We start from the raw sequence: 22,450 nt of genomic DNA, 5'->3' as shown, positions 1-22,450 counted from the left end.
ATACTCATCCTGTTACCTCAATGTGCAGCCGCAGAGTGGGCGGTAAATTTTTCGCCCACAATCAGGTTAACAATATCGCCCAGGCTGGTGTCGGCCACCCGTCTGTCGGCGACGTTGGTACCTTCATACATCACCATGATCCGGTCACAGACCAGGAACAGGTCCTGCAGGCGGTGGGTAATCAGAATCACGCTCACCCCGCGAGCGGAAACGCGGCGAATGAGCTCGAGAACCGCTTCGACTTCCGCGACGGCCAGCGCCGCGGTGGGTTCATCCATGATCAGCACTTTCGGATCAAAGGCCGCCGCGCGAGCGATGGCAATAGCCTGGCGCTGGCCGCCGGAGAGATTTCGCACCAGGAGTCGGGTATCGGGAATGGAGATCCCAAGCCCTTTAAGCATCTCCCGGGCGTCGGCGTGCATTTTGCCTTCATCGAGGAAGGGGATACCCAGGACCGATTTCATCGGCTCGCGGCCCATAAACAGATTGCCGGCGACATCGACCGTGTCGCACAGCGACAGATCCTGATACACCATTTCGATATGGCAGCGGCGTGAATCGGCCGGATCGGTAAACTGCTGCTGTTCACCGTCGATACGAATCGTGCCGCTGGAAGGGATAACTGCGCCAGAGAGCACTTTGGTCAGGGTAGATTTCCCCGCGCCGTTATCGCCGACTAAGCCCAGCACCTCACCTGGGGCGAGCGCAAGATTGACTCCGCGCAGGGAACGTATCGACCCGTAGGTCTTGGTGATATTGATCATCTCCACCCTTGCCGGGGTAGTGTGTGGCTGCTGCATCTGATAACTCCCATCGCTGTGGCAGGGAAATGTTCGCCCTCCTGCGGGAGAGGCTCTATCCTACACGGTTGACATGCTAGTAAACCGGTTTACCTGTGGAAAAGAGCACTCGCCAATACAGTCAGGACAAACGCTATGTAAGATATTTGTTCGCCAGTACGAACATTGCAGCATCCGTGCCAGGGCAGAAACACCACAGCATCAACTTCACTTAGCAATATGTATTAAATAGGATTTATTCTTCGCAATATCGGTAAACCGGTTTACTGGATGTGGTGATAGACTTGTGAGCTGGACGTTTTTTGCGCCAAAAGTGGGCGCTACTTGCGCCATTTTGGAACGCTTTTAACGCTGCTTGATCGAGTCGCGACCAATCCATTCCACCGGCAGGCGGGTTTCCGCCGGGATGTCACGATCGTTGTTCAGCAGGCGCATCATGATGTTCACCGCGGTGCGACCCAGCTCCCGGGCGGGCTGTCGGATAGTCGAAATTCTCGGCTGGGTAAAATCGGCGTAGTTGGCGTCATCGAAGCCGACCAACGATAGCGCCTCAGGCGCCTGAAGTCCGAGGGTGCGTAGACCGTCCAGCAGACCGAGCACCAGATAGTCGCTGGCGGCGAAGACGGCGGTCGGGGGCACCGGCTGGCTGAACAGATACCGCAGCGCCTGTTGACCAAAATCGCGATGGTAGTCGCCGTAAATAACCCATTCAGGCGGCCAGCTCAGGCCGGCCTGCTCCATTGCGGTGCAGAATCCCTGATAGCGCTCGCGGACGCTCATCAATTGATCCGGGCCACCGACGAAAGCGATATGGCGATGCCCGGCAGCGATCAATTGTTCGGTGGCGATCCGCCCGCCCTGGACGTTATCGGCAAACACTTTCGGTACCTTACTGCCGGGAATATCTTCATCCAGCAAGACAATACGTTCGTGACGCTGGAGCTCTTTGCGCAGCAGGCCGTTGTCGGGGCGGTTGGTGGTGAACAGCAGGCCGTCAACCTGGCAGGTATCCAGCCAGCGGATGAACTGGCACTCTTTGTCAGGGTTGTTACGGGTGATGCAGAGCACCAGGCTGTAGCCGTTGGCAGAGGCGGCTTCTTCGGCGGCGTCGGCCAGTTCGGCAAAGAAGGGGTTAGTAATATCGGGCAGCACCAGGCCAAGCGTTTCGCTGCCGCCTTTGCTAAGACGGCGTGCCAGACTATTGCCACGATAGTCCAGCTCGCGAATGGCGGTTTCGATACGGTCGATGGTGTCCTGCGGCAACACAATACTGTTGTTCATATAGCGCGACAGTGTCGACTTCGATAGCCCCGCCAGCTTTGCCACATCGGATAACAATACGCGTTTTATACTCATTGCCTGCGCCATGACTCCCAGAATCGGCTATCTGTAACACAGTTAATCGCGGTGGATACAGCGTTTTCTCAGCTAACCATAAGCGGAAATAAATGCTTGACAAATTTTAATCTGCGGAGAATTGTATAGGCAGTTTACCGCATCATCCGGGAAATCATTCCCAAACCCGTTTAAGTCATTCCAGTCGTGCACCGACACGGACCGGTTGCCGGAATGGAATTAAGCAGGTCTCCGCCGAACGTCGATGACTGTTCTGGCCATATAGTCGATATTTGCCCGCCAAAAAATAACTCTTCTGCGTTCACATACGGCGCGGAACTCTGCTGGCTATAAACTATTCCCGAAGAGGATAATGATGATGTTATTTAACACCGGAAAACTGCGCTCTATTGCTGTAGCAACGACGATGCTGGCATCAATCGGTTTTATTTCTGCCGCCAGTGCCGCCGCGCCAACTTATGCGCTGGTACAAATCAATCAGCAGGCTCTGTTCTTTAACTTGATGAATAAAGGTGCGGCAGATGCGGCCAAGTCCAGTGGCAAGGATTTGGTGATTTTTAACTCTAATGATAATCCAGTGGCGCAAAATGATGCGATAGAAAACTATATTCAACAAGGTGTTAAAGGCATTCTTGTTGACGCTATCGACGTGAACGGCATTATGCCTGCAATAAAAGAAGCTGCCGCCGCCAACATCCCGGTAATTGCGATTGATGCCGTATTACCCGCCGGGCCGCAGACGGCTCAGGTCGGCGTTGATAATATCGAGGGTGGTAAAATTATTGGTAAATACTTCGTGGACTATGTGCAGAAAGAGATGGGCGGTAAGGCGCGGCTCGGTATTGTTGGTGCGTTGAATTCGGCCATTCAGAACCAGCGGCAGAAAGGATTTGAAGAGACGCTGAAAAGTAATCCGAAAATCACCATCGCTGATGTTGTCGACGGCCAGAACGTACAGGATAAAGCCATGATCGCGGCCGAAAACCTGATTACCGGTAATCCCGATCTGACGGTGATTTATGCCACCGGCGAACCTGCTTTGCTCGGCGCCATTGCTGCAGTGGAAAACCAGGGACGCCAGAAGGATATTAAAGTCTTTGGCTGGGATCTGACAGCGAAGGCCATTTCAGGTATCGACGGTGGGTACGTCACCGCCGTTTTGCAGCAGGATCCGGAACAGATGGGAGCTGAAGCTCTGAAAGCGCTGAACGCGGTAACCTCGGGTAAAACCGTACCGAAAACCATTCTGGTTCCGGCCACGGTTGTCACCAAAGCGAACGTAGATACCTATCGTTCGCTGTTCAAGTAAGGTCAGTGTTCGCCGTTCACGGCTAACAGGGTGATGAGTTCATGGCAGTCGGGAAACGCACTGAGCGTTCCACGGCGGCTGACGGTAATGGCAGCGGCTCTGCTGGCGTGTGTCAACGCCAGCGTATCCGGCGTAACACCGCGCAGGATCGAAGACGCCAGCATAACCGAGAGGAAGGTGTCACCCGCACCGGTGGTATCCAGCGCCTCGGCAGGGAAGGCGGGGCAAAACTGGCGCTGGCCCGCCTGGAAGAGCCAGGCGCCTGCCGCACCCTGGGTCACCACTAAGCTTTTCACGGCATAGGGTTGCAGCTGCTCGGCCTCGGATTCATTGACCACCGCGATGTCGATTAGCGGCCACAGATGGCAAAAGTCAGGGTTGACGGGGGAGGGGTTGAATACCGTTGTCATACCGCGTGTTTTGGCGTACTGGAACAGGGCCCGCGTTTTATCCAGGGAAAAATTGCCTTGCTGGAGCAGAATATCGCCCGCTGTGGCCTCCGCCATATACGGAATAATATCATCGAGGCTGAACGTATCAGCCGCAGCCGTGGTGGTAATAATGGCATTGTCGCCGTCAGCACTATTTAAAATAATCGAGGTGTCGCTATGTTGATTAAAATAGCCGTCGGGTAGTAGCGTCAATGGTTCATTTTTTATCTGCTGACGGATCCACACGCCGTTGCTGTCATTTCCCGTGGCAGCAATTAAATATGTGTCGACTCCGCAGCGGGATAATATAATCGCTTGATTCGCGCCTTTACCGCCGACATCCTGCGAGACTTTAACTCCGTGAATTGAAGCGCCTTTTTTTGGCATGTCCGGTATGGACCATGTTTCATCCACGGCAATATTACCAATAACGTAAACACGCATAACTTTTCCTTAAAAGGTGGACAACATGGTTTCTATATCAGCAGAAAAAACGAATGCAATACAAGCTATTTTTTCACGTAAAAAAGCTATTATCGGTGTTATTCATTGCGATCCTTTCCCAGGCTCACCTAAATATCGAGGAAAATCAGTTTCCGATATTATTGAACGCGCGATTCGCGATGCTGAAAATTATATTTCAGGCGGCGTTCACGGTCTCATTATTGAAAATCACGGGGATATTCCTTTTTCTAAACCTGAAGATATCGGGCATGAAACCTCCGCGCTGATGGCGGTGATTACCGAGAAAATACGAGAGCGTTTTGCTGTGCCGCTGGGTATCAACGTCCTGGCTAACGCGGCGATCCCGGCGATGGCTGTCGCGCTGGCAGGCGGAGCCGATTTTGTCCGCGTAAACCAATGGGCCAACGCCTATATTGCCAACGAAGGGTTTATTGAAGGGGCGGCAGCGAAGGCACTGCGCTACCGCAGTATGCTGCGCGCCGAACATATTCGCGTTTTTGCCGACAGCCACGTCAAGCACGGCAGTCATGCCATCGTGGCCGATCGTTCTATTCAGGAACTGACGCGCGACGTCGATTTCTTCGAGGCTGATGCGGTGATCGCCACCGGCCAGCGCACGGGTGATAGCGCCACGATGGAGGAAATTGATGAGATCCGCGCGGCCACGGAGCTACCGCTGTTGGTAGGTTCAGGGGTGACGCCGGCCAACGTGCGCCAGATCCTTGGCCGAACGCAGGGAGTCATCGTGGCCAGTACGATGAAGGTCGATGGCGTCTGGTGGAATGATGTTGAGCTGGCTCGGGTTAAGCATTTTATGTCGGTCGCCCAGGCCGCGCTCGAGGAGGAATAATGGAAGCCTTTAGCGAGCGTCTGCTGCGCGAGCATCAGCTGGCGTGGCAAGTGATGCAGAAACACCGTTTTGTGGTTGATATCGAAGAGGATCGTCTGCCATCTGACGTCTTCAACCGTTATCTCGTCTTTGAAGGCAACTTTGTCGCGACGGCAATCGCGATTTTTGCCCTCGGGGTGAGCAAAGCGCCGGATATTCATCAGCAGCGCTGGCTGATTGGCGTGCTGAATGCCCTGGTTGATACCCAGATGGCATGGTTTGAACAGGTGTTATCAGAGCGGCGGATAGATCCCGCTCAGTACCCGGACGATTTACCCGGCGTGCGGCGTTTTCGCGACGGTATGCTGTTGACCGCCCAGCAGGGCAGCTATGAGCAGATCGTGACAATGATGTTCGGTGCGGAATGGATGTATTACTTCTGGTGTAAGCGGGTGAGCGAACATCGCCAGAGCGACGCGAACATCCGGCGCTGGGTGGAGATGCACGCGGAGGACACATTCTATCAACAGGCTCTTTGGCTAAAGAACGAACTCGATCGCTGCGCCATGGCGCTGAGTGAAAAAGAGAAGCAGGCGCTGTCTGCACTTTATGGAGATGTTCTGCAGTGGGAAATTGATTTCCATCACGCAGCGTACGAGGAGTAGCCGCAAGGTCAATGGTGGCACAGCTTGTAAATCAGTAACTGGGGCGGGTCATCATATTGCTGAGCGGCGGCAGTATGGTGACTCTGATTTTGAATAGTTCGGGCATCTGAGCCAGGCTCAGCGCTTAACGGTAAAGCAGTACCTACGTAAGAAAAGGGAGGAATCTCAAAAATCACAACATGCGGATTGCTGTGGCGCGGCACCACAGAACTATGAAGTAATAGACCCACAGATTCAATTTAACATAATATACATTATGCGCACCATTGTTGTGGTGGCTAAATACTAATGTCTATTCGTGGCTAGAGATTGGCTAGATGATGGGAATGTTTATTCTACAGTTAACAAGTCCTAGGCACGCTTCACTTATGGTTTCACATCAGACTTCATGCAGAGGTGCGCTATGCCTATGGCAAAATTTGGTATCTTCGCGATGAAAGATGTTGACCGTCTCAGAATCCTGCAGGATATGATTGATCGAAAACTACGTCCATCTCAAGCAGCCGAACATATTGGTATTACCAGAGTTCACTTAAGCAGATTGCTACGTCGTTACCGGCAGTCAGGTCCTCTTGTATGAGTAATCAGCAACGCGGAAAACCAGGCAATCGCAAAATACCCGCACATATACATGAGCAAATGCGATTGAGGAATATATCCTCTATAGAGGAAGCAAATGATTATGTTGAAGAATTTATGGAGGATTACAATCGACGTTTCGCTATAGCACCTCATTAGTAAAGTGTTTCAGAAACTTTCCACCTTAGTGTGAGATCTTTTTAAAGGACAAAGCCGGTGTTTTATTACACTGGCTTTCATATTTTGACCTAAGTGAGAAGAGCTAATTCTCGATGTAATGATTAAAATACGACTGGATTAACTATGCATCAAAACTGATGAATGGATTAAAAAGAAGACAACCCTCAGGCTGTGTAATGAAAAGATATATATTAATCTTCTATACAGGAACCCAACTCAAACAGATAAATACTTTAAAAATAAATCCATAGACTCTTTATTCTGCTTCAGTTCATTAACCTTACACCATGTAATAAAATCATCTGCTAAGACAGTTATTTTTCTTGTAACAATTCCGTATCTGTTTAAAGCATAAATGGAAGATATCGTCCTAGAGTGCCAATCCTTCCAGTTTTTTTCTTCAAAAATATCCACCTTAGAGATGAAATCTTCAAAGTCAGATTCTTTTTCAAACCACAGCACCTGTGAAAAAATTGTTTTCATCTTAAAGCCCTTATAAAATATCGAAATATCATACCCAAAGACAATGTTTAACTCTGTAACAAAATGAAATTAATAACCAAAATTACAATAGTGAATTAAGTTTAAAAACATAAAATGAACAAATAAAAGCATTAAAATCAAATGGTTGAAAAAATAAAAATGCTTTCTTAGGGGGTTGTGAATCTGGTATTAAACTTGCGACAGGACTGGTTAACCATGGATATCATGTTACGCTATATAGTCGTAATATCGGTGTTTCCTCAGAAGGCACTCACTCCCCTCCTCCACCTGATGAAACTGACACCACTGCCAGAGTTTATAGTTTTACATTTACTGCACTATGTCATGACACACATCAATACGATGCATTAGTACTACAACAGCGGAGAGATTTTGAAGTCATTGTCGCTTTATGAACAGCAGCACGATGATGTCATCAGAGAACACGATCTCGTTATTATGTCATCTTCAGAAAGTGCGGTATTAGCTAACATATATTGAATCAATATCACAAAAAAGTAAAAGCAACCAAAATTTCTTGGTTGCTTTTACTTCACTTAATTGAGGATGCAATTTCCCGAGTTGTATGAACATCGGCATGTAAGGTAAGAATATTTTCAATCAGCACATCATGAGCCTGTTTATCCGGATCGGCACAGCAATCGCAGGCAATGATAATTCTGTAGTCAAGATCGAATGCTTGTCTGACAGTGGACAAAACAACACCTGTGGTCGTTAAACCTGCCATGATAAGTGTTCCAATTTTTTGAGAGCGTAGAATAGTTTCAAGTTCCGTACCTGAAAATGCTCCAATGCGATTTTTTATAATCACTGGCTCTTCATTTAGAGGTTTGACAAGATCATGTATTTTTGTCCCCTCCTCATCAAGGAGGAATAATTCGTAATTTTTTACCGCAGTAAATATTCTATTGTCAGGGTTAATTTCAGGGTGGCCTGGTCTGAATCCAACAGCCACATAAATTACTGGGATCTTAGCATGTCGCGCAGTTTTTATTAATTTAGTCGTATTTGCTAAAATTGGCTCTATTTCATCTTCAGAAAAATAATTTGATACTACCGTATTCTGAAAATCCATCACTAATAATGCTGAGTTTGTAACATTGATATTCATGGGCATGCGAAATCTCCTTTGAAAGTAGTCAGGATAATTTATAATGAGCGCCAGGTTAAAAAAACACTGACCAGCAGAATAATGCTTGTTGTAAAGAAAACTGCGGGGAGACCAATATGGCCACCAACAAACCCACCAACCAGTGGTCCAATGAATTGTCCAGTAAATTGAGCAGACAAAGAATACCCGAGCACAGTACCCACAAAGTGTTCAGGAACATTATTTTTAATAACTGCAGAAATGCACGGTAGCAACCCCCCTAAAGCGACCCCCATCAGAAATCTGAGGATAAGCACCTGCCAGGACTCAGTCACATACGCTTGCGGAATGAGAAGTAGTGCTGCAATAGTAAGGGATATGATAATGACTCGCTGATGTCCTACTCTGTCTGCAAGTGTTCCCAAAATGGAAGAGGAAATCACACTACCAAGCGCAGCCGCAGACATCACTAAACCTGCAATAAATGTTACTTTTTTCGGGTCTTCCACTAGAGGCTGAATATAACTAGTGATGACAGGCACAATTGACATATTGCCTATCATCAGCGCGCATCCGGCTACTAGCATCGTAAGAATCGCTTTCTTATTATCCACCTGTGACCAGTTACCGCCAGCTTCTTCTTTTTTAACAGATTGTGATCGTACCTCGTTCACCATAGTAATGGTCGCCAGAAATGCAATGAATATTAAAACACCGGCACAAACAAAGGTGGGGCGTATACCGATGAGAGAAGGCAGTATTCCCCCCGCAAGCGGACCAAGTAAATTACCCGCCATAATACCGGATGCAAGGAGTCCGAGAGCATAACCAGCCCGCTCTTTTGGCGTCTGAACTGCCACCAGAATAGTCGCCCCTGAAGCATAACCACCGGCCAATCCAACAAGGAGACGCAAGCCTAGTAGTTGCCAGATATTTGATACTAGCCCCATCAGTAATACGCATATGGCCATTCCCAGACTGGCACGAACCAACATCGCTTTACGCCCATATCTGTGCCCCAGATGCCCCCATACAGGCGCGATGAGTCCAGCTGTTACGAAAGTCGCGCTGTAAACAATTCCCGACCACTGGAGGACAGAAGCTTGCTCTTTGATCCCTAACTGTGCCACGAACACTGGCATGAAGGGTTGCATGAGTGTCATAGACATGTTTGTGGTAAGCGCCCCAAACAAGCAAACAATCAAATTACGCTGCCATGGTTCTATTTTAAACATATCGCATCACTTTGGTATACCAATATGGTATACCATAATAGTATGTTATGATATCTGTCAACACATTCAACTGCGTCTGGAGACGGCGATGAAGGCTACAAATCAGGCAGAAGCGATTATTCAACAACTTAGAAAACTCATTCTTGATGTTAAGCTCCCGCCGGGAGAACGACTTTCAGAACGGCAGCTTGAAACACAAACATCAGCTTCCCGCACTCCCGTTAGAGAAGCCCTGATGAAGTTGGAAATGGAAGGCCTGGTACGACGAGAGAAACGTGGATGGATGGTGACCCCTATCGATATACAGGAAATTCACCAACTCATGGATTATCGGGAGATACTGGAAATTTCTGCGATTCAGTTAATTCCTGATGAACCGGATGCAGAAATTCTCCGAAGACTTGCTCACAATGCCGTATCAAGAGATACATATCTATCTAAAGAAGAACTGCACGCAAGGGGCACTCAGTTTCATCTGGATATTGTCAGGCTTGCCAACAATCCCTTTTTGACTAACGCGTTGAGTGACGCCCTCGCTCGTTTATCGAGAGTGAGGTGGCTGGAGACAGAGCCACAGAATCAAGGCTGGAAGGATCATCAGCAGATTATCCAAGCACTATCTGATGGCGACCGCAACCAAGCTACGACTTTTCTTCGGGCTCACCTCAGAGAACATCATTCACAATTATTGATGTTGTTGAGGGATGATAATGAGAGGCAGTTTGGTGATCGTAGATTGTTGTATATTAACAATAAGTTATAACACATCAAGCATGCGTAGACGATATCCAGCCAGGCTTTCAATAAGCAAATGGAAAAAGAGTGTGAAAAAAATTTGCCTTATTCATTTGAGCGCAACAAACACTCACCTGTTTTTACCAGAACGGAGCGAGCGAATATCCGTCATTGGCGGCGTACCAAACTGACGACGATATTCCCTGTTAAATTGTGTTGTACTCTCATAGCCAACACGAAGTGACGCCGCACTCGTATTAAGCCCATCGTTCAGCATCAGCCGACGGGCTTCGTGAAGCCGCAGTTGCTTTTGGTATTGAAGGGGGGACATTGACGTTAATAATCTGAAGTGATGATGCAGTGTTGATACCCCCATATTAGCTATTCCCGCCAGCTCTTCAATACGCAGAGGCAACAGATAATTTTCTCTAAGCCAGTTAACAGCCGAAGCGATACGGTTGCTATTACTCCCTGCAGAAACTATCTCCCTGAGCCTTGAACCCGCCGGGCTGGTCAGAACTCGATAGAACATCCCACGGAGAATGATGTTACGCATAATGGGAATGTCTTTAGGCGTGCTTAGTAATGTAAGCAATCTGATTGAATCCTCAAAAAGATCGTCGGTTGAAGGACCGGTTGCCAGACCACTAAATGTTACTGCGGGATCAATATCAAGCAAGTCTATCTCTGTAATTAATTCACGCACTATCTGCAAATCAAGCTTTATCAGAATAGACAGATAAGGTTTATCTTCACTGGCATCAACAACCTCAGCAATAGTAGGAAGATCAATAGAAGTCAGTAAAAAACGGGATTCATCATGAATATAAACTTCGTTCCCAACCAGCGTCTGTTTCTTTCCCTGAGCAATAATGGCAAGACTTGGCTCATAAACAACAGCCTGTGGAGCAACTGGACTTGATCGCCTGAACAAAGTGATACCCGATATCGCCGTTTCTAAAACCTCTGTTTCGGAGGTTAGCTCTTTGATATAGGTCGCAAGCTGCAGGCGCACATTTTTATCCAGCATGGTTAATTTCCAAAATCAGTGCTTCCAGGATATCTGAAAACGATAATAAATGTATCAATTCATAGGGTTCTATTAATCAGAATAAAGCCTCAAGCCTGTTTTGAAAATGGAATATTTGTTCCTATATGTGAATGGACAGGTAATAAACTGGGTGAAAAACATACATCACAGTTGTTATAGCAAGAGGATCGGGCAATTAATCGGAAGTAATGTATCTTTGCTGAGACCCGGCATGAACGTAGGATGAGCCTCCAGGCTATAAAACATTTTGGCATCGGAGGGCAACAAGTATGAAAAATTGGTTTATTACGGGTGCAAATCGAGGTCTTGGTTTGGAAGTTGCTCGGGCTGCGCTGGAGAACGGAGATCGGGTGATTGCGACAGCCCGCAGGCCTGAAAGTATCCACACTACCCTTTCAGGATACAAAAATAGCTTGATAGCACTCCCGCTTGATGTCACATCTGTTGATTCAGTGAATACGGCAATGCAGCAGGCGGTTTCCTTTATGCCTCGCATCGATGTGCTGGTCAATAACGCAGGTTTTGGCCAACTGGGTGCCTTTGAGGAGCTTTCATCAGAGCTTGTTCATCGCCAGTTTGAAACCAATGTGTTCGGCGTATTTAATGTTACCCGTGCAGTATTACCGATTATGCGTGCACAGAAATCAGGTCATATTGTGAACATTTCTTCCACCTGTGGTATCACGGGATTCGAAGGTGCTTCCTTATATTGTGCAACTAAATTCGCAATCTCGGGCTGGTCAGAATCTCTCAGTATTGAACTGGCACGTTTTGGCATAAAAGCAACCTGCGTATATCCAGGACCTTTTCGGACTGATTTTTTAGACAACAGCTCAGTAGTATTTGGCGATATTACTATTAATGATTATCAGTCCATTAGCCAGGCACGGCGAGAGTTACTTTCACAGGCTAATCATCAACAAAATGGCGATCCTGTCAGATTTGGCCAGGCTCTCGTCAAACTTGTTGAATCTGACAATCCTCCCGTTAGATGGGGGGCGGGTAGCAATGCTTATGATACGTTGATGGCTCGTGCTAATGATCTGCGCCATGACGCTATAAAATGGCATGAACTTTCAAAATCTACAGATATAAATTAATCATCACATTATTTTCACCCATTTTTATGCACTGCAGTAGTATCCAAGCTTAACTAAGCTCATTCATCCTTAGATATTGAATGGTTTCTGTAATAAATTTAAAAATCAAAACTACCTATCTACTTTTTATTCAGAGGTTTTCTATATGAATGATTTATCTGGAAAAATAGCACTCATAACCGGCGCGTCAAGTGGTATTGGTGCAGCGACAGCAATTGCTCTTGCTCGCGAAGGTGTTATTGTAGCAATAGCCGCAAGACGGAGAGAGAAATTAATTTCACTCCAAAAAGAAATTGAAAATGAAGGCGGAGCGGCTATCGTTATTGAAATGGATGTTGCAAATGAAGTATCGGTAAATAATGGTGTTTGGCAGCTTGTTGAAAAACAAGGAAAAATTGATATTCTATTTAATAATGCAGGAATTATGCCTGTTTCAGAAATAGATGAATTCAAGCTAGATGAATGGCACAATATGGTCGATATTAATGTCAAGGGTGTGTTAAATTGCATCGGCGCTGTTTTGCCTCATATGATAAAAAAAGAATCAGGCCATATATTTAACACATCATCCATTGCCGGGAGAAAAGTTTTTGGACCTGGGTTTACAGTTTACTCAGCGACGAAATTCGCTATTTCGGCGCTCAGTGAAGGATTGCGAATGGAGCTGGGTAGCAAGCATAATATTCGAGTTACTTCTATTCAGCCAGGTGCTGTTGCCACTGAATTACCCGAGCAAACCACAACTCCTGAAAAACGTAAAGCTCTTGAGGACTATAAAAAAAGCATTCAATTTCTATCCCCAGAGGACATCGCACAATCGATTGTCTATGCAGCAAAAACATCTGCACATATAAATGTTGCCGAAATATATATACTCCCTACGGAACAGATTTAACAAAAATGCCAGGCAAAGAGTGTTCAATCTCTTTGTCTGGTAGGGGGACGCTTGGAAAACGTAGCCCTCATAGCACATATCCCCTTCACTTTCCAAAGAAAAGGGGACGTTGTCGACTCACCTAAAGGTTTAAAACAGAATCCTCACCAATGCTGACTGGAGAGGGTTTGGGCCGGCTACTTTCCGGCAGGACCGAGTTCAATCTGGCGTCCAGCAAAGGCGCCGAACACAGCCATCACGATCGCCAGTAACGCACAGAGCATCAGCGGCAACGACCAGCTCCCGGAAACATCGTGGAGTTTTCCCATTACCGGTGGGCCGAAGGCCGCCAGTAAATAGCCTACGGACTGCGCCATGCCTGAAAGCGCCGCCGCCTGGTGGGCTGAGCTGGTACGTAAAGCAATTAAGGACAGGCCGAGGATCAGCCCCGCCCCGGAACCAAACCCGCCAATGAACACCCACAGGGAAGAGAAGTCAGGCATCAGCCACAGACCAAGCGCACTGATGCACCACAGCATTGACATCAGCACGGCCACCCTACTCTGATCTTTCATACGGCTAAGCACAAGACCAATAAACAAACCGGGGATCGCGGTTGCGAGCTGGAGCAGCCCGTGTATTGAGCCTGCCTGCGCTTCGTTGTAGTTGTGACTAATCAAAATAGACGGAAGCCAGCCAACAATCACATAATAAATCAGCGAGTTAATACCGGTATACAGCGTCACCTGCCAGGCCAGCGGTGAACGCCAGATCCCCCGATTGTGCAGCGCCGGGTTGCCAGAAAGGTTGACCGGTGTCTTACTCCGCAGCTGCGGCACCCAGACTATCATTGCCAGGATCGGGAAAATAATCAGCGACAGCATCGCACCTGACCAGCCGAAACCGTGCATCGCAATCGGCACCACGATTGCCGATGCGGCGGCGGCAGAAACGCCCATTGTCAGCGAGTACGCTCCCGTCAGCTTCGCGACCTGGTCCGGGAAATCACGCTTCAACAGGCTGGGTAACAACACGTTACAGATAGCGATCCCGCTGCCGATAACCGACGTACCGATGTACAGCAGCGCGACGTGGCCGGCAGAGCGCAGCAGGACTCCGGCGCAGATGACAAGCATTGCGGCAAACAGGGTACGCTCGGTGCCGAACCGACGGGCAAAACCGGCAGCCAACGGTGAGACTATCGCAAACGCCAGCAGCGGAAGCGTGGTCATAAGGCCTGTCTGCGCGGTGGACAGAGCCAGAGCGTCACGCACCATATCCAACAAAGGGGCCGCCCCGGTAAACGTTGAACGCAGGGTAGTGGCAATCATCAGGAGAGACTATGAAATCGTTAATTACCCTGATGGTATATTCATCTATTTTTGCACTTACCGGATGCTTGTCCGTTGGTTCCCACCTGTTCACTCGATAGCCATCGCGGCGCAGACGTGCTCTTTCTAATGGGATCTAATTATCATGATCCCATTTATGCTTATGCCTTACAACATTCAGGTTGTCCGATCCCGACAATACTCATATGGCACATCAGCGGGAAGATATGGGCGGTAAAATGGCACACTCTTTATCCAGTAGCGCTTCCACCGAGGCCCGATTATTGCGATCCCAGCCTCGTTTCGTGGTGAGCAAAATAAACCCTTTTTGATCGCCGTAAGCGGTTGGAATGACGGCCACGCCCCACTCTGCCAGCTGTTCCGGCGATAAATGAAAATAGCTGGCGACGCTGTGAACAGGGTCAATTCCCATCACCGTCGGCTGCATCACCCGTCTCGCATACCAGGTGTAACGCAGGAGTTTATCGGGCAAGGGGTGCCATTCTTCCGTGATAAAGGGACGTTCTGCCAGCATCTGACGCCTGACGTCTTCCCGCAGACAGGTCAGATGAATATGAAGCTGGTTTTGGCTGCGTCCATAAGCCGAGTTAAGCGCCAGGCCAAGTTTATCGTCGGGGATTGGGCCGCCATACTGCCAGTCTAAAAGACGACGCATAAGCCAGGCATAGCCGAAATAGTCCGTGCGCCCCGCTGCTGCCAGCGCCGGGCTTTCGATACCGGTCATCTTTGCCGTGGGGACAAGAATAAAATGGTAAGGGTAGCGCGGGTTCTGGATAACGCTAAAACCCTGGGCCTTCCCTTCAGGCATATAGATCTGCTGGCACGGCGCCGGGTTGCTCGTATGCTGATAGTTAGTCATGCAAACCTTATCGACCACGCCCCACAATGCATCGGAGCGGGCACAGCCCACCAGCGTAAAGAGCGCGGCAAAGATCACACCTCGTTTTAAGCTGGTAAAAACCAGGGGCGCGATTCCGTTTCTTTTCATTATTTCTGCATCCTTACCTGGCAGCAACGAAGGGCGATGTTTATCTGATAAAGCATAATCGGACACACGCCAGAGTGAATATGTTTTATTTTACAGAAATCTATATCGCTGTACGTGTCCATCTTTCATTCGAGGAGGTTGTAAATGGCAAGGATTTTTATTACGGGTTCAGCCGATGGCCTTGGCTTAATGGCCGCCCAGCGTTTGGTCGCTGAGGGGCATCAGGTTGTGCTGCATGCTCGCAATAAAGTCCGTGCAGCCCACGCTTTCCGGCAGGTTCCCGGCGCAGAAACTGTTTTTTCAGCCGATCTTTCAAGCATTGCCGAAACCAGAGCCCTGGCAGAGATGGTGAATGCTTCTGGCCGGTTTGACGCGATTATTCATAATGCCGCCGTCGGCTACCAGGAGAGCGAACGTCTGATAACCGCCGATGGGTTAGCGCAAATATTTGCCGTAAATACCCTGGCCCCTTACATTCTCACCGCGCTCATTCAACCCCCTAAACGTTTAGTCTATTTGAGTTCTTCGTTGCACTCTGAGGGTGACGCCACGCTACAGGATCTGATGTGGGAGAAACGTGCCTGGAATGGCGAACAGGCTTATTCGGATTCAAAGCTGCACATCATGCTACTGACTTTCGCTATTGCCCGGCTTTGGCCTGAAGTGATGGCCAACTGCGTCGACCCCGGTTGGGTGCCGACAAAAATGGGCGGGGCAGAGGCGCCAGATGCCCTTGACCTTGGCCCGGCCACTCAGGTGTGGCTGGCGGCCGATCCTGCGCTTTCTGCAGCACCAACCGGCGGTTATTTCTATCATCAAAAACAGGGAAATATCTTGAAGGCCGCTTTAGAGCCTGCTCTTCAGCAACGTTTATTGGCCGCTTGTGCACAGTATTCAGGTATTGAAATTAGTCACACTTCCACCGGTGGAAAGCGCTGGAAATAATCCACCAGAAAATCAATGCAGACCTTTAACTTTGCAGAGCCGCTGGTGCGGTTGGAATAAACCGCCCAAATATTGGCGGCCTGATGCCAGTCGGGCAAAATCTGTACCAGCTCACCGCGGGCAATATAGCGCTGCACTTCCCATTGGGAACGCAAAATAATGCCGTGACCCTTCAGCGCCCAGCTTAATACCACGCTGCCGTTGTTGGAGGAAAGCTGGCTGCTGACGTGAGCCTGCACGCTTTCCTCGCCGTTGGTTAACGGCCACACACCGAACTGCGCGCTACGTTCCTGAATGACAAGGCATTTATGGGCTTTAAGATCGGCTATGTTTTCTGGCATCCCGTGTTTTACCAGGTAATCCGGGGCGGCGCAGAGTATGCGGTTGTTGGTGGAGAGCTGCCGGGTGATATACAGGTCTTTGATATCGTCACCCACGCGAATTTCTATATCGACGCCCTCTTCTATCAAATCAACGACTCTGTCCGTCAGCGTTAGCTTGATATTTAGCGCCGGATATCGCTCCGCCAGCGCCGAAAGCGCATCCGGCATATACGTTGAGCCAAAACCAAACGAGCAGCTCATCTGAATATTGCCCTCTAGCGTGTCCCGCCAGGCGGCAAGCCCTGAGACAAAATCGCCCATGCTCTCCAGCACCGAAAGCGCGCCGCTCAGCGCCTTATGGCCGTCGGCTGTTAAATGAATCGCGCGGGCACTGCGGTGAAACAGCCGCATCCCCAGGCTTTTCTCCAGCAGCGCAATGCGTTTGCTGACATAAGACGGAGACAGCCCCAGCTCCGCCGCAGCGTTGGCAAAGCTTTCTTTGCGCACCACGGTGACAAAGACATTCAAATCTTCAACAAGCGGCCAGGCGGCGCGTGAGGTTTCGTTGGGGCTCATCGGTATGCCATCTTCTGCGTCAGGTTAAGAAAGGAATAATAGCGCTCAGCAGCACATCAGGACACTCCTCTTGCGGACTGTGCCCGCAGGGCATGGCTCGCCCACGAACGTCCAGCGCTTTTTCCTGCCAGGTAGCGGGGACATCATACAGCTGGCCTACGGTGCCTTTCTCCCCCCATAACACCAGCAAAGGGTTGCTAATGCGCAGATGCTTGTCGGCTTCATCATCCTCAAGGTCGATTGTGGCCGAGGCGCGGTAATCTTCGCAGATGGCTCGCAGCGTATCGGGATCCTGGTAACAGCGCAGGTACTCGGCAAACACAGCAGGTTCCGTTGCGCCTGGGGTTTTAAGTTGACCATCAATATGTTTACGCAGGAAAAACGCCGGATCTGCGGCGATCATTTTTTCCGGCACAGGCGAAGGCTGGATCAGGAAAAACCACCAGAAATAGCGGGTAGCAAAGGTTTTGTCCGTCAGCGCATACATGGTTGCCGTCGGAGCGATATCAATAAAAATGCTGCGCTTAACCTGCGCCGGGTAATCCAGTGCCAGGCGATGACCGACACGCGCCCCGCGATCGTGCCCCATAAAAGCAAAACCGTCCTGGAAACCGAGCCGCGCCACCAGCAGGACAATATCTTTTGCCATCTCTCGTTTGGAATAGCGGCGGTGAACTTCGTCGCTGGCGGGCTTAGCGCTGTCGCCATAGCCGCGGATGTCCGGCATGATGACGGTGAAATGCTGTGCCAGAACCGGCGCGATTTTACGCCAGGTCACGTGGTTTTGCGGGTGGCCATGCAGTAAAACTAACGGTTCACCCTGTCCTCCCACGGCGGCGCGCAGGGTAATCCCGTTTTCCAGCGCCACGTCCATGAGCTGGAAACCCGGGATAAAGGGCGATTCGCCCCTGTCGCAAATAAATTCAGCCTTCTCTTTCATCATTGAAAATTAATCCTGAGTCAGTAGCCACGGATGCGCAGCAAAATGGCGCTGTTCAAACTCGCGAATCTCCTGCTGAAACTGCAGCGTGTAGCTGATGGCATCGTGGCCTTCCAGCAGCATATGTTTTTTCAGCTCATCGACCGTAAAGGCAATATCTTTGCCCTCCACGCCGATCTGCTGCCGGGCGAGATCGACAGTAATGCGGTTAGCTTCAGGATTGTTTGCCGCCTGCGCCAGCCGCTCGATATCCTCCGCTGGCAGCGTCAGGGTCAGCACGCCGTTACGCTGGCAGTTGTCGTTGAATATCCCGGCGAAGCTGGTACCGATCAGCGCCCGGATGCCAAGTTGACGTAACCCCCAAACCGCGTGTTCACGGCTGGAGCCGCAGCCAAAGTTAGGGCCGACGATAAGAAACTGCGCGTCCCGCCATGCGGGCTTGTTGAGGATAAACTCAGGATTCGGTAAGCCGTCGGCCAGAAAACGCTGGTCGAAGAAAACGCCTCGGTCCAGATTGTTACGATCGATACCTTTCAAAAACTGCTTCGGCATAATCACATCGGTATCAATGTTGGCTGCCATCATCGACGCAGCCACGCCGGTGACGCGGTTAAAGGGTTCCATTTACGCCTCCCCCTGCTGTAAATACGGACGGACATCGGTGAGATGACCAGCCACTGCCGCCGCTGCGACCATGGCCGGACTCATTAAATGCGTTCTGGCCCCGGCACCCTGGCGGCCAGCGAAATTGCGGTTGGTGCTGGAGGCGCAGCGGTCACCCGGCTGCAGCACATCTTCGTTCATCGCCAGGCACATGGAGCAGCCTGACTGCCGCCATTCAAACCCTGCATCGATAAAGATTTGAGCTAAACCTTCTTGCTCGGCACGGGCGCGAACCTGCGTTGAGCCCGGCACAATAATTCCCCTCACGCCCGGCGCAATTTTTCTGTCTCGCAGCACCTCGGCAACCGCCCTGAGATCTTCAATTCGCCCGTTGGTGCAGGAGCCAATAAACGCATGGGTAATCGGAATTTGGCTCAGCGGCGTGCCTGGCGTGAGTCCCATGTATCTCAGCGCATTTTCAACGTCACGGCGTTTGGCCGCATTAGACTCACTGGCAGGATCGGGCACATATTCAGTGATGCCGCCACCCTGGTCCGGGCTGGTACCCCACGTCACACGAGGCGTTAAGCTGGCGCAGTCGAGCACAACTTCTTTATCAAACACCGCGTCAGCATCGCTGTAGAGCGTTCGCCAGTATTTCAGCGCCTGTACCCACATCTCGCCTTTGGGTACACGCGGTGCCGGTTTGATGTAGGCATAAACTTTTTCATCAGGTGCCATAAAAGCACCCCGTGCTCCGGCTTCGACCGCCATATTACAGATGGTCATCCGCCCTTCTACACTAAGCGCATCAATGGCGCTGCCGCAGAACTCGATAGCAAAACCGGTCGCGCCGTCGGCACCAATTTCAGCGATCAGCAGCATGACAATATCTTTTGCCGTCGCGGCAAACGGCAGCTCACCGTTGACCGTCACGCGCAGCGTTTTTAGCTTTTTATAAGCTAACGTCTGCGTCGCCAGCATATGCTCAATTTCAGAGGTACCGATACCGAATCCAAACGCGCCAAACGCGCCGTAAGTAGTGGTATGGCTATCCCCTGCGGCAATCACCATGCCCGGTAGCACGATCCCCTGTTCATGGGCGACGACGTGTTCAATGCCCTGGCGTGGATCCATTACGTCGAACAGCTCAAGGCCAAAATCACGGCTGTTGGACTCAAAGTAGCGAACCTGCAGCTCGCCGCCCGGATCGGTCATGTCTGGCGTACGCTCTGGCCGCGTCGGGTTAACGTGGTCCACGTTAAGCAGGATACTGTTTGGCTGCCAGACCTTGCGGTTGGCGTCACGCAGGCCGCTGAATGCCTGCGGGCTGGTGTATTCGTTGAGGATGGAACGGTCGATATACAGCAGGACATTACCCTGATCGTCCAGAGGGCGGATGACGTGGCTATCGATGATTTTATCGTACAGCGTTTTAGGCTTCATGACGGGTCACCTTGTTGCTCTCACAGCATAAAATAACGGCGTGCTGGCACGCAGATAAAAAATGAACAATTTCTACAGGGATAGTAGCAACCGGGTGATTAGGCTGTCAGTAAAGGTATGATGCACAAGCGTAATAGGATAAAACACGAAGTGTGTTTCATTTATTGTGATGATAAATAAGGATTTTGATCGTAAGCAAGGTTAGTCCGCATCTGCTTGACTTCACGGCGTTAGAGATTGACTTGATGTCGAATAGTATGAAAATGCTTGTTGTTCACCGACTGGCAAAATCTGGAGCACATCATCGCCACTTCAAGCCGCTTCTTCTCTGCCGCCAGGGTCAAAAAACCTGGCGCGATACTTGCCGCCGCGCTGCTTCTGGCGAGCTGCGCCTCTAAACCGCCGGTTTCTCTCGTCACGCCCTTGCCGGGCACTAAGCCGAATGTGACGACCCCTTCACAACATCACGAGCCGATGCGTGGCGTCTGGCTGGCAACGGTTTCCCGGCTGGACTGGCCCCCGGTTTCTTCCGTTAACGGCAGCAGCGCCGCCGTGCGCATCAGCCAGCAGCAGCAGGCGTTAAAAGACAAGCTGGATAAGCTGAAGTCATTGGGCATCAACACGGTGTTTTTCCAGGTGAAACCCGACGCCACCGCCCTGTGGCCTTCGAAGATTTTGCCGTGGTCAGATATGCTGACGGGAAAAATTGGCGAAGACCCTGGCTACGATCCGCTGCAGTTTATGCTCGATGAGGCGCATAAACGCGGCATGAAGGTACACTCCTGGTTTAACCCCTACCGGGTTTCTACCAACATCACGCCAGGCACAGTTGCCGCCCTGAACCGCACGCTTTCTTTGCAGCCCGCCAGCGTTTATGTGTTACATCGCGACTGGATAAAAACGTCCGGCGACCGCTTCGTGCTTGATCCTGGCATCCCGGAAGTGCGCGACTGGATAACCAGCATCGTCGCCGAAGTTGTTTCAAACTACGCCATCGACGGCGTGCAGTTTGATGATTACTTCTATACCGAATCACCGGGCTCTACGCTCAACGACAGCCAGACTTACAGAACCTACGGCCAGGGCTACGCGTCCAAAGCCGACTGGCGGCGGCACAATACTGAGCAACTCATCGAGCAAGTCTCACGCACCATCAAACAGCTTAAGCCCGGCGTAGAGTTTGGCGTGAGTCCGGCGGGAGTCTGGCGCAATATCTCCCACGATCCGGCCGGGTCTGAAACGCGCGGCGCGGCAGCCTATGACGAGTCCTATGCCGACACGCGTCTCTGGGTACAAAAAGGCCTGCTGGACTATATTGCCCCGCAGATTTATTGGCCTTTCTCCCGCAGTGCCGCCCGCTACGACGTGCTGGCAAACTGGTGGGCTAACGTAGTGAAGCCCACTAACACGCGTCTTTATATTGGGATTGCGCTGTATAAAGTCGGGGAGCCTTCGAAGAATGAGCCTGACTGGACGGTGAGCGGTGGCGTGCCGGAGCTGAAAAAGCAGCTCGATTTGAACGACGCCGTGCCGCAAATTAACGGCACCATTTTGTTCCGGGAAAATTATCTTAACCAGCCCCAAACCCAGCAGGCGGTGAATTACATCAAAGAACGTTGGGGAGAAAATAGATGAGAATTAATCAAAATGTTTATGGTGTTATTACGCTCAATGCTATTGAGCTTATTAAACAGCATTACCCGCCAACTGAAGCATGGTCTCATGCTGTGAAAGGTAAAGAAAAAGGCTGCCCTAAATCGGCATTTCTGGCTTTATGTCAGTTTGGTTGGGTTCAAGACATACCCTGCGGAGAATATCTTTCTTCTCGCGCATTGAATGGACCAAATAAGGATTATGCCATCCGGGCTGCACAGATTTTGCTCGCCAATCTCGGAGCTGACTATACTCCTCGTCAGTTGTGGGCATTGAGCCTTGTCGACTTCATCTTGCCACCAGCCAACCACAATCAGCAAATGGACGTGGTGCTTGCCCTTCAGGAAGCTGGCCTACTTATCGAAGGTGCTATACCGAACGTTAACTATAGCCCGACCCGCTTACGCTAGATGAAAAAATC

At 50.2% G+C, this 22,450-nt stretch carries 23 protein-coding genes; 10 read left to right on the top strand and 13 right to left on the bottom strand.

Annotated features, from left to right (window positions below; translation table 11 throughout):
- Positions 1–17: 17 nt before the first annotated feature.
- Together ACR6JA_RS06875 and ACR6JA_RS06870 are read right to left on the bottom strand one after the other, a co-directional pair.
- Complete coding sequence (locus ACR6JA_RS06875; RefSeq protein ID WP_494493268.1) at positions 18–764, bottom strand: ATP-binding cassette domain-containing protein; 747 nt, start codon at positions 762–764, stop codon at positions 18–20.
- 381 nt (positions 765–1,145) lie between these two features.
- Entirely contained in the window at positions 1,146–2,168 is a 1,023-nt protein-coding gene (locus ACR6JA_RS06870) for a LacI family DNA-binding transcriptional regulator (RefSeq protein WP_494493174.1), read from the bottom strand.
- A 343-nt stretch (positions 2,169–2,511) separates the two neighbouring features.
- On the opposite strand from ACR6JA_RS06870, the gene ACR6JA_RS06865 reads away from it, so the two are divergent.
- Positions 2,512–3,465 carry an ABC transporter substrate-binding protein gene (locus ACR6JA_RS06865; RefSeq protein WP_494493267.1) on the top strand — a complete coding sequence of 318 codons (954 nt, stop codon included), beginning with the start codon at positions 2,512–2,514 and terminating at the stop codon, positions 3,463–3,465.
- A 2-nt stretch (positions 3,466–3,467) separates the two neighbouring features.
- Here ACR6JA_RS06865 and ACR6JA_RS06860 read toward each other — a convergent pair whose 3' ends face one another.
- On the bottom strand, positions 3,468–4,340 hold the full coding sequence (locus ACR6JA_RS06860; protein WP_494493173.1) for a ribokinase: 873 nt from the start codon (positions 4,338–4,340) through the stop codon (positions 3,468–3,470).
- A 25-nt stretch (positions 4,341–4,365) separates the two neighbouring features.
- Here ACR6JA_RS06860 and ACR6JA_RS06855 point away from each other — a divergent pair, with 25 nt between their 5' ends.
- The 3 genes from ACR6JA_RS06855 to ACR6JA_RS06845 all read left to right on the top strand — a co-directional run bounded on the left by ACR6JA_RS06855 (position 4,366) and on the right by ACR6JA_RS06845 (position 6,435).
- Positions 4,366–5,211, top strand: a complete 846-nt coding sequence (locus ACR6JA_RS06855; RefSeq protein WP_494493172.1) for a BtpA/SgcQ family protein — start codon at positions 4,366–4,368, stop codon at positions 5,209–5,211.
- Positions 5,211–5,855, top strand: coding sequence for a TenA family protein (locus tag ACR6JA_RS06850; protein WP_494493171.1), 645 nt, complete (start codon positions 5,211–5,213; stop codon positions 5,853–5,855). The genes ACR6JA_RS06855 and ACR6JA_RS06850 overlap by 1 nt, the downstream gene beginning before the upstream one ends.
- A 388-nt stretch (positions 5,856–6,243) precedes the next feature.
- The gene (locus ACR6JA_RS06845; protein WP_494493170.1) at positions 6,244–6,435 is read left to right on the top strand and encodes a helix-turn-helix domain-containing protein; all 192 of its coding nucleotides are present in this window, start codon (positions 6,244–6,246) and stop codon (positions 6,433–6,435) included.
- Positions 6,436–6,830: 395 nt separating this feature from the next.
- Here ACR6JA_RS06845 and ACR6JA_RS06840 read toward each other — a convergent pair whose 3' ends face one another.
- The 3 genes from ACR6JA_RS06840 to ACR6JA_RS06830 all read right to left on the bottom strand — a co-directional run bounded on the left by ACR6JA_RS06840 (position 6,831) and on the right by ACR6JA_RS06830 (position 9,443).
- Positions 6,831–7,097 carry a hypothetical protein gene (locus tag ACR6JA_RS06840; RefSeq protein ID WP_213714154.1) on the bottom strand — a complete coding sequence of 89 codons (267 nt, stop codon included), beginning with the start codon at positions 7,095–7,097 and terminating at the stop codon, positions 6,831–6,833.
- A 553-nt stretch (positions 7,098–7,650) separates the two neighbouring features.
- On the bottom strand, positions 7,651–8,235 hold the full coding sequence (locus ACR6JA_RS06835; RefSeq protein ID WP_494493169.1) for a cysteine hydrolase family protein: 585 nt from the start codon (positions 8,233–8,235) through the stop codon (positions 7,651–7,653).
- A 32-nt stretch (positions 8,236–8,267) separates the two neighbouring features.
- Positions 8,268–9,443, bottom strand: a complete 1,176-nt coding sequence (locus ACR6JA_RS06830; protein WP_494493168.1) for an MFS transporter — start codon at positions 9,441–9,443, stop codon at positions 8,268–8,270.
- An 88-nt stretch (positions 9,444–9,531) separates the two neighbouring features.
- Between ACR6JA_RS06830 and ACR6JA_RS06825 the strand changes: the two genes are divergently transcribed.
- A complete protein-coding gene (locus ACR6JA_RS06825) occupies positions 9,532–10,206 on the top strand; it encodes a GntR family transcriptional regulator (RefSeq protein WP_494493167.1) in 675 nt (224 codons plus the stop codon).
- Positions 10,207–10,308: 102 nt separating this feature from the next.
- Here the strand turns inward: ACR6JA_RS06825 and ACR6JA_RS06820 are convergent, their stop codons facing one another.
- Complete coding sequence (locus ACR6JA_RS06820; RefSeq protein ID WP_494493166.1) at positions 10,309–11,208, bottom strand: AraC family transcriptional regulator; 900 nt, start codon at positions 11,206–11,208, stop codon at positions 10,309–10,311.
- Between the two features lie 290 nt (positions 11,209–11,498).
- Here ACR6JA_RS06820 and ACR6JA_RS06815 point away from each other — a divergent pair, with 290 nt between their 5' ends.
- On the top strand, positions 11,499–12,329 hold the full coding sequence (locus ACR6JA_RS06815; RefSeq protein ID WP_494493165.1) for an SDR family NAD(P)-dependent oxidoreductase: 831 nt from the start codon (positions 11,499–11,501) through the stop codon (positions 12,327–12,329).
- Between the two features lie 145 nt (positions 12,330–12,474).
- Positions 12,475–13,224, top strand: coding sequence for an SDR family oxidoreductase (locus ACR6JA_RS06810; RefSeq protein ID WP_494493164.1), 750 nt, complete (start codon positions 12,475–12,477; stop codon positions 13,222–13,224).
- 176 nt (positions 13,225–13,400) lie between these two features.
- On the opposite strand, the gene ACR6JA_RS06805 is transcribed toward ACR6JA_RS06810, so the two are convergent.
- Both ACR6JA_RS06805 and ACR6JA_RS06800 read right to left on the bottom strand, forming a co-directional pair.
- Complete coding sequence (locus tag ACR6JA_RS06805; RefSeq protein ID WP_494493163.1) at positions 13,401–14,534, bottom strand: MFS transporter; 1,134 nt, start codon at positions 14,532–14,534, stop codon at positions 13,401–13,403.
- A gap of 214 nt (positions 14,535–14,748) precedes the next feature.
- On the bottom strand, positions 14,749–15,543 hold the full coding sequence (locus ACR6JA_RS06800) for a CDP-diacylglycerol diphosphatase (protein ID WP_284143099.1): 795 nt from the start codon (positions 15,541–15,543) through the stop codon (positions 14,749–14,751).
- Positions 15,544–15,687: 144 nt separating this feature from the next.
- Between ACR6JA_RS06800 and ACR6JA_RS06795 the strand changes: the two genes are divergently transcribed.
- The gene (locus ACR6JA_RS06795) at positions 15,688–16,488 is read left to right on the top strand and encodes an SDR family NAD(P)-dependent oxidoreductase (RefSeq protein ID WP_213714191.1); all 801 of its coding nucleotides are present in this window, start codon (positions 15,688–15,690) and stop codon (positions 16,486–16,488) included.
- On the opposite strand, the gene ACR6JA_RS06790 is transcribed toward ACR6JA_RS06795, so the two are convergent.
- The 4 genes from ACR6JA_RS06790 to leuC are packed head-to-tail and all read right to left on the bottom strand — an operon-like array spanning position 16,455 to position 20,376.
- Positions 16,455–17,387, bottom strand: a complete 933-nt coding sequence (locus tag ACR6JA_RS06790) for a LysR substrate-binding domain-containing protein (RefSeq protein WP_494493162.1) — start codon at positions 17,385–17,387, stop codon at positions 16,455–16,457. The two genes, ACR6JA_RS06795 and ACR6JA_RS06790, sit on opposite strands and share 34 nt — an antisense overlap.
- Positions 17,388–17,406: 19 nt before the next feature.
- Positions 17,407–18,330, bottom strand: coding sequence for an alpha/beta fold hydrolase (locus ACR6JA_RS06785; protein WP_494493161.1), 924 nt, complete (start codon positions 18,328–18,330; stop codon positions 17,407–17,409).
- Positions 18,331–18,336: 6 nt separating this feature from the next.
- Positions 18,337–18,951 carry a 3-isopropylmalate dehydratase small subunit gene (gene leuD / locus ACR6JA_RS06780; RefSeq protein ID WP_213714199.1) on the bottom strand — a complete coding sequence of 205 codons (615 nt, stop codon included), beginning with the start codon at positions 18,949–18,951 and terminating at the stop codon, positions 18,337–18,339.
- Entirely contained in the window at positions 18,952–20,376 is a 1,425-nt protein-coding gene (gene leuC, locus ACR6JA_RS06775; RefSeq protein WP_494493160.1) for a 3-isopropylmalate dehydratase large subunit, read from the bottom strand.
- A 303-nt stretch (positions 20,377–20,679) separates the two neighbouring features.
- Between leuC and ACR6JA_RS06770 the strand changes: the two genes are divergently transcribed.
- Positions 20,680–22,011 carry a glycoside hydrolase family 10-like protein gene (locus ACR6JA_RS06770; protein WP_494493266.1) on the top strand — a complete coding sequence of 444 codons (1,332 nt, stop codon included), beginning with the start codon at positions 20,680–20,682 and terminating at the stop codon, positions 22,009–22,011.
- Positions 22,008–22,439, top strand: a complete 432-nt coding sequence (locus ACR6JA_RS06765) for a DUF6979 family protein (protein ID WP_494493159.1) — start codon at positions 22,008–22,010, stop codon at positions 22,437–22,439. The genes ACR6JA_RS06770 and ACR6JA_RS06765 overlap by 4 nt, the downstream gene beginning before the upstream one ends.
- Positions 22,440–22,450 lie beyond the last annotated feature (11 nt).

Source organism: Cedecea sp. B1(4), from assembly GCF_059414925.1.
The sequence above is the reverse complement of the archived record's forward strand: the minus strand, read 5'-3'. Positions and strand labels throughout refer to the sequence as shown.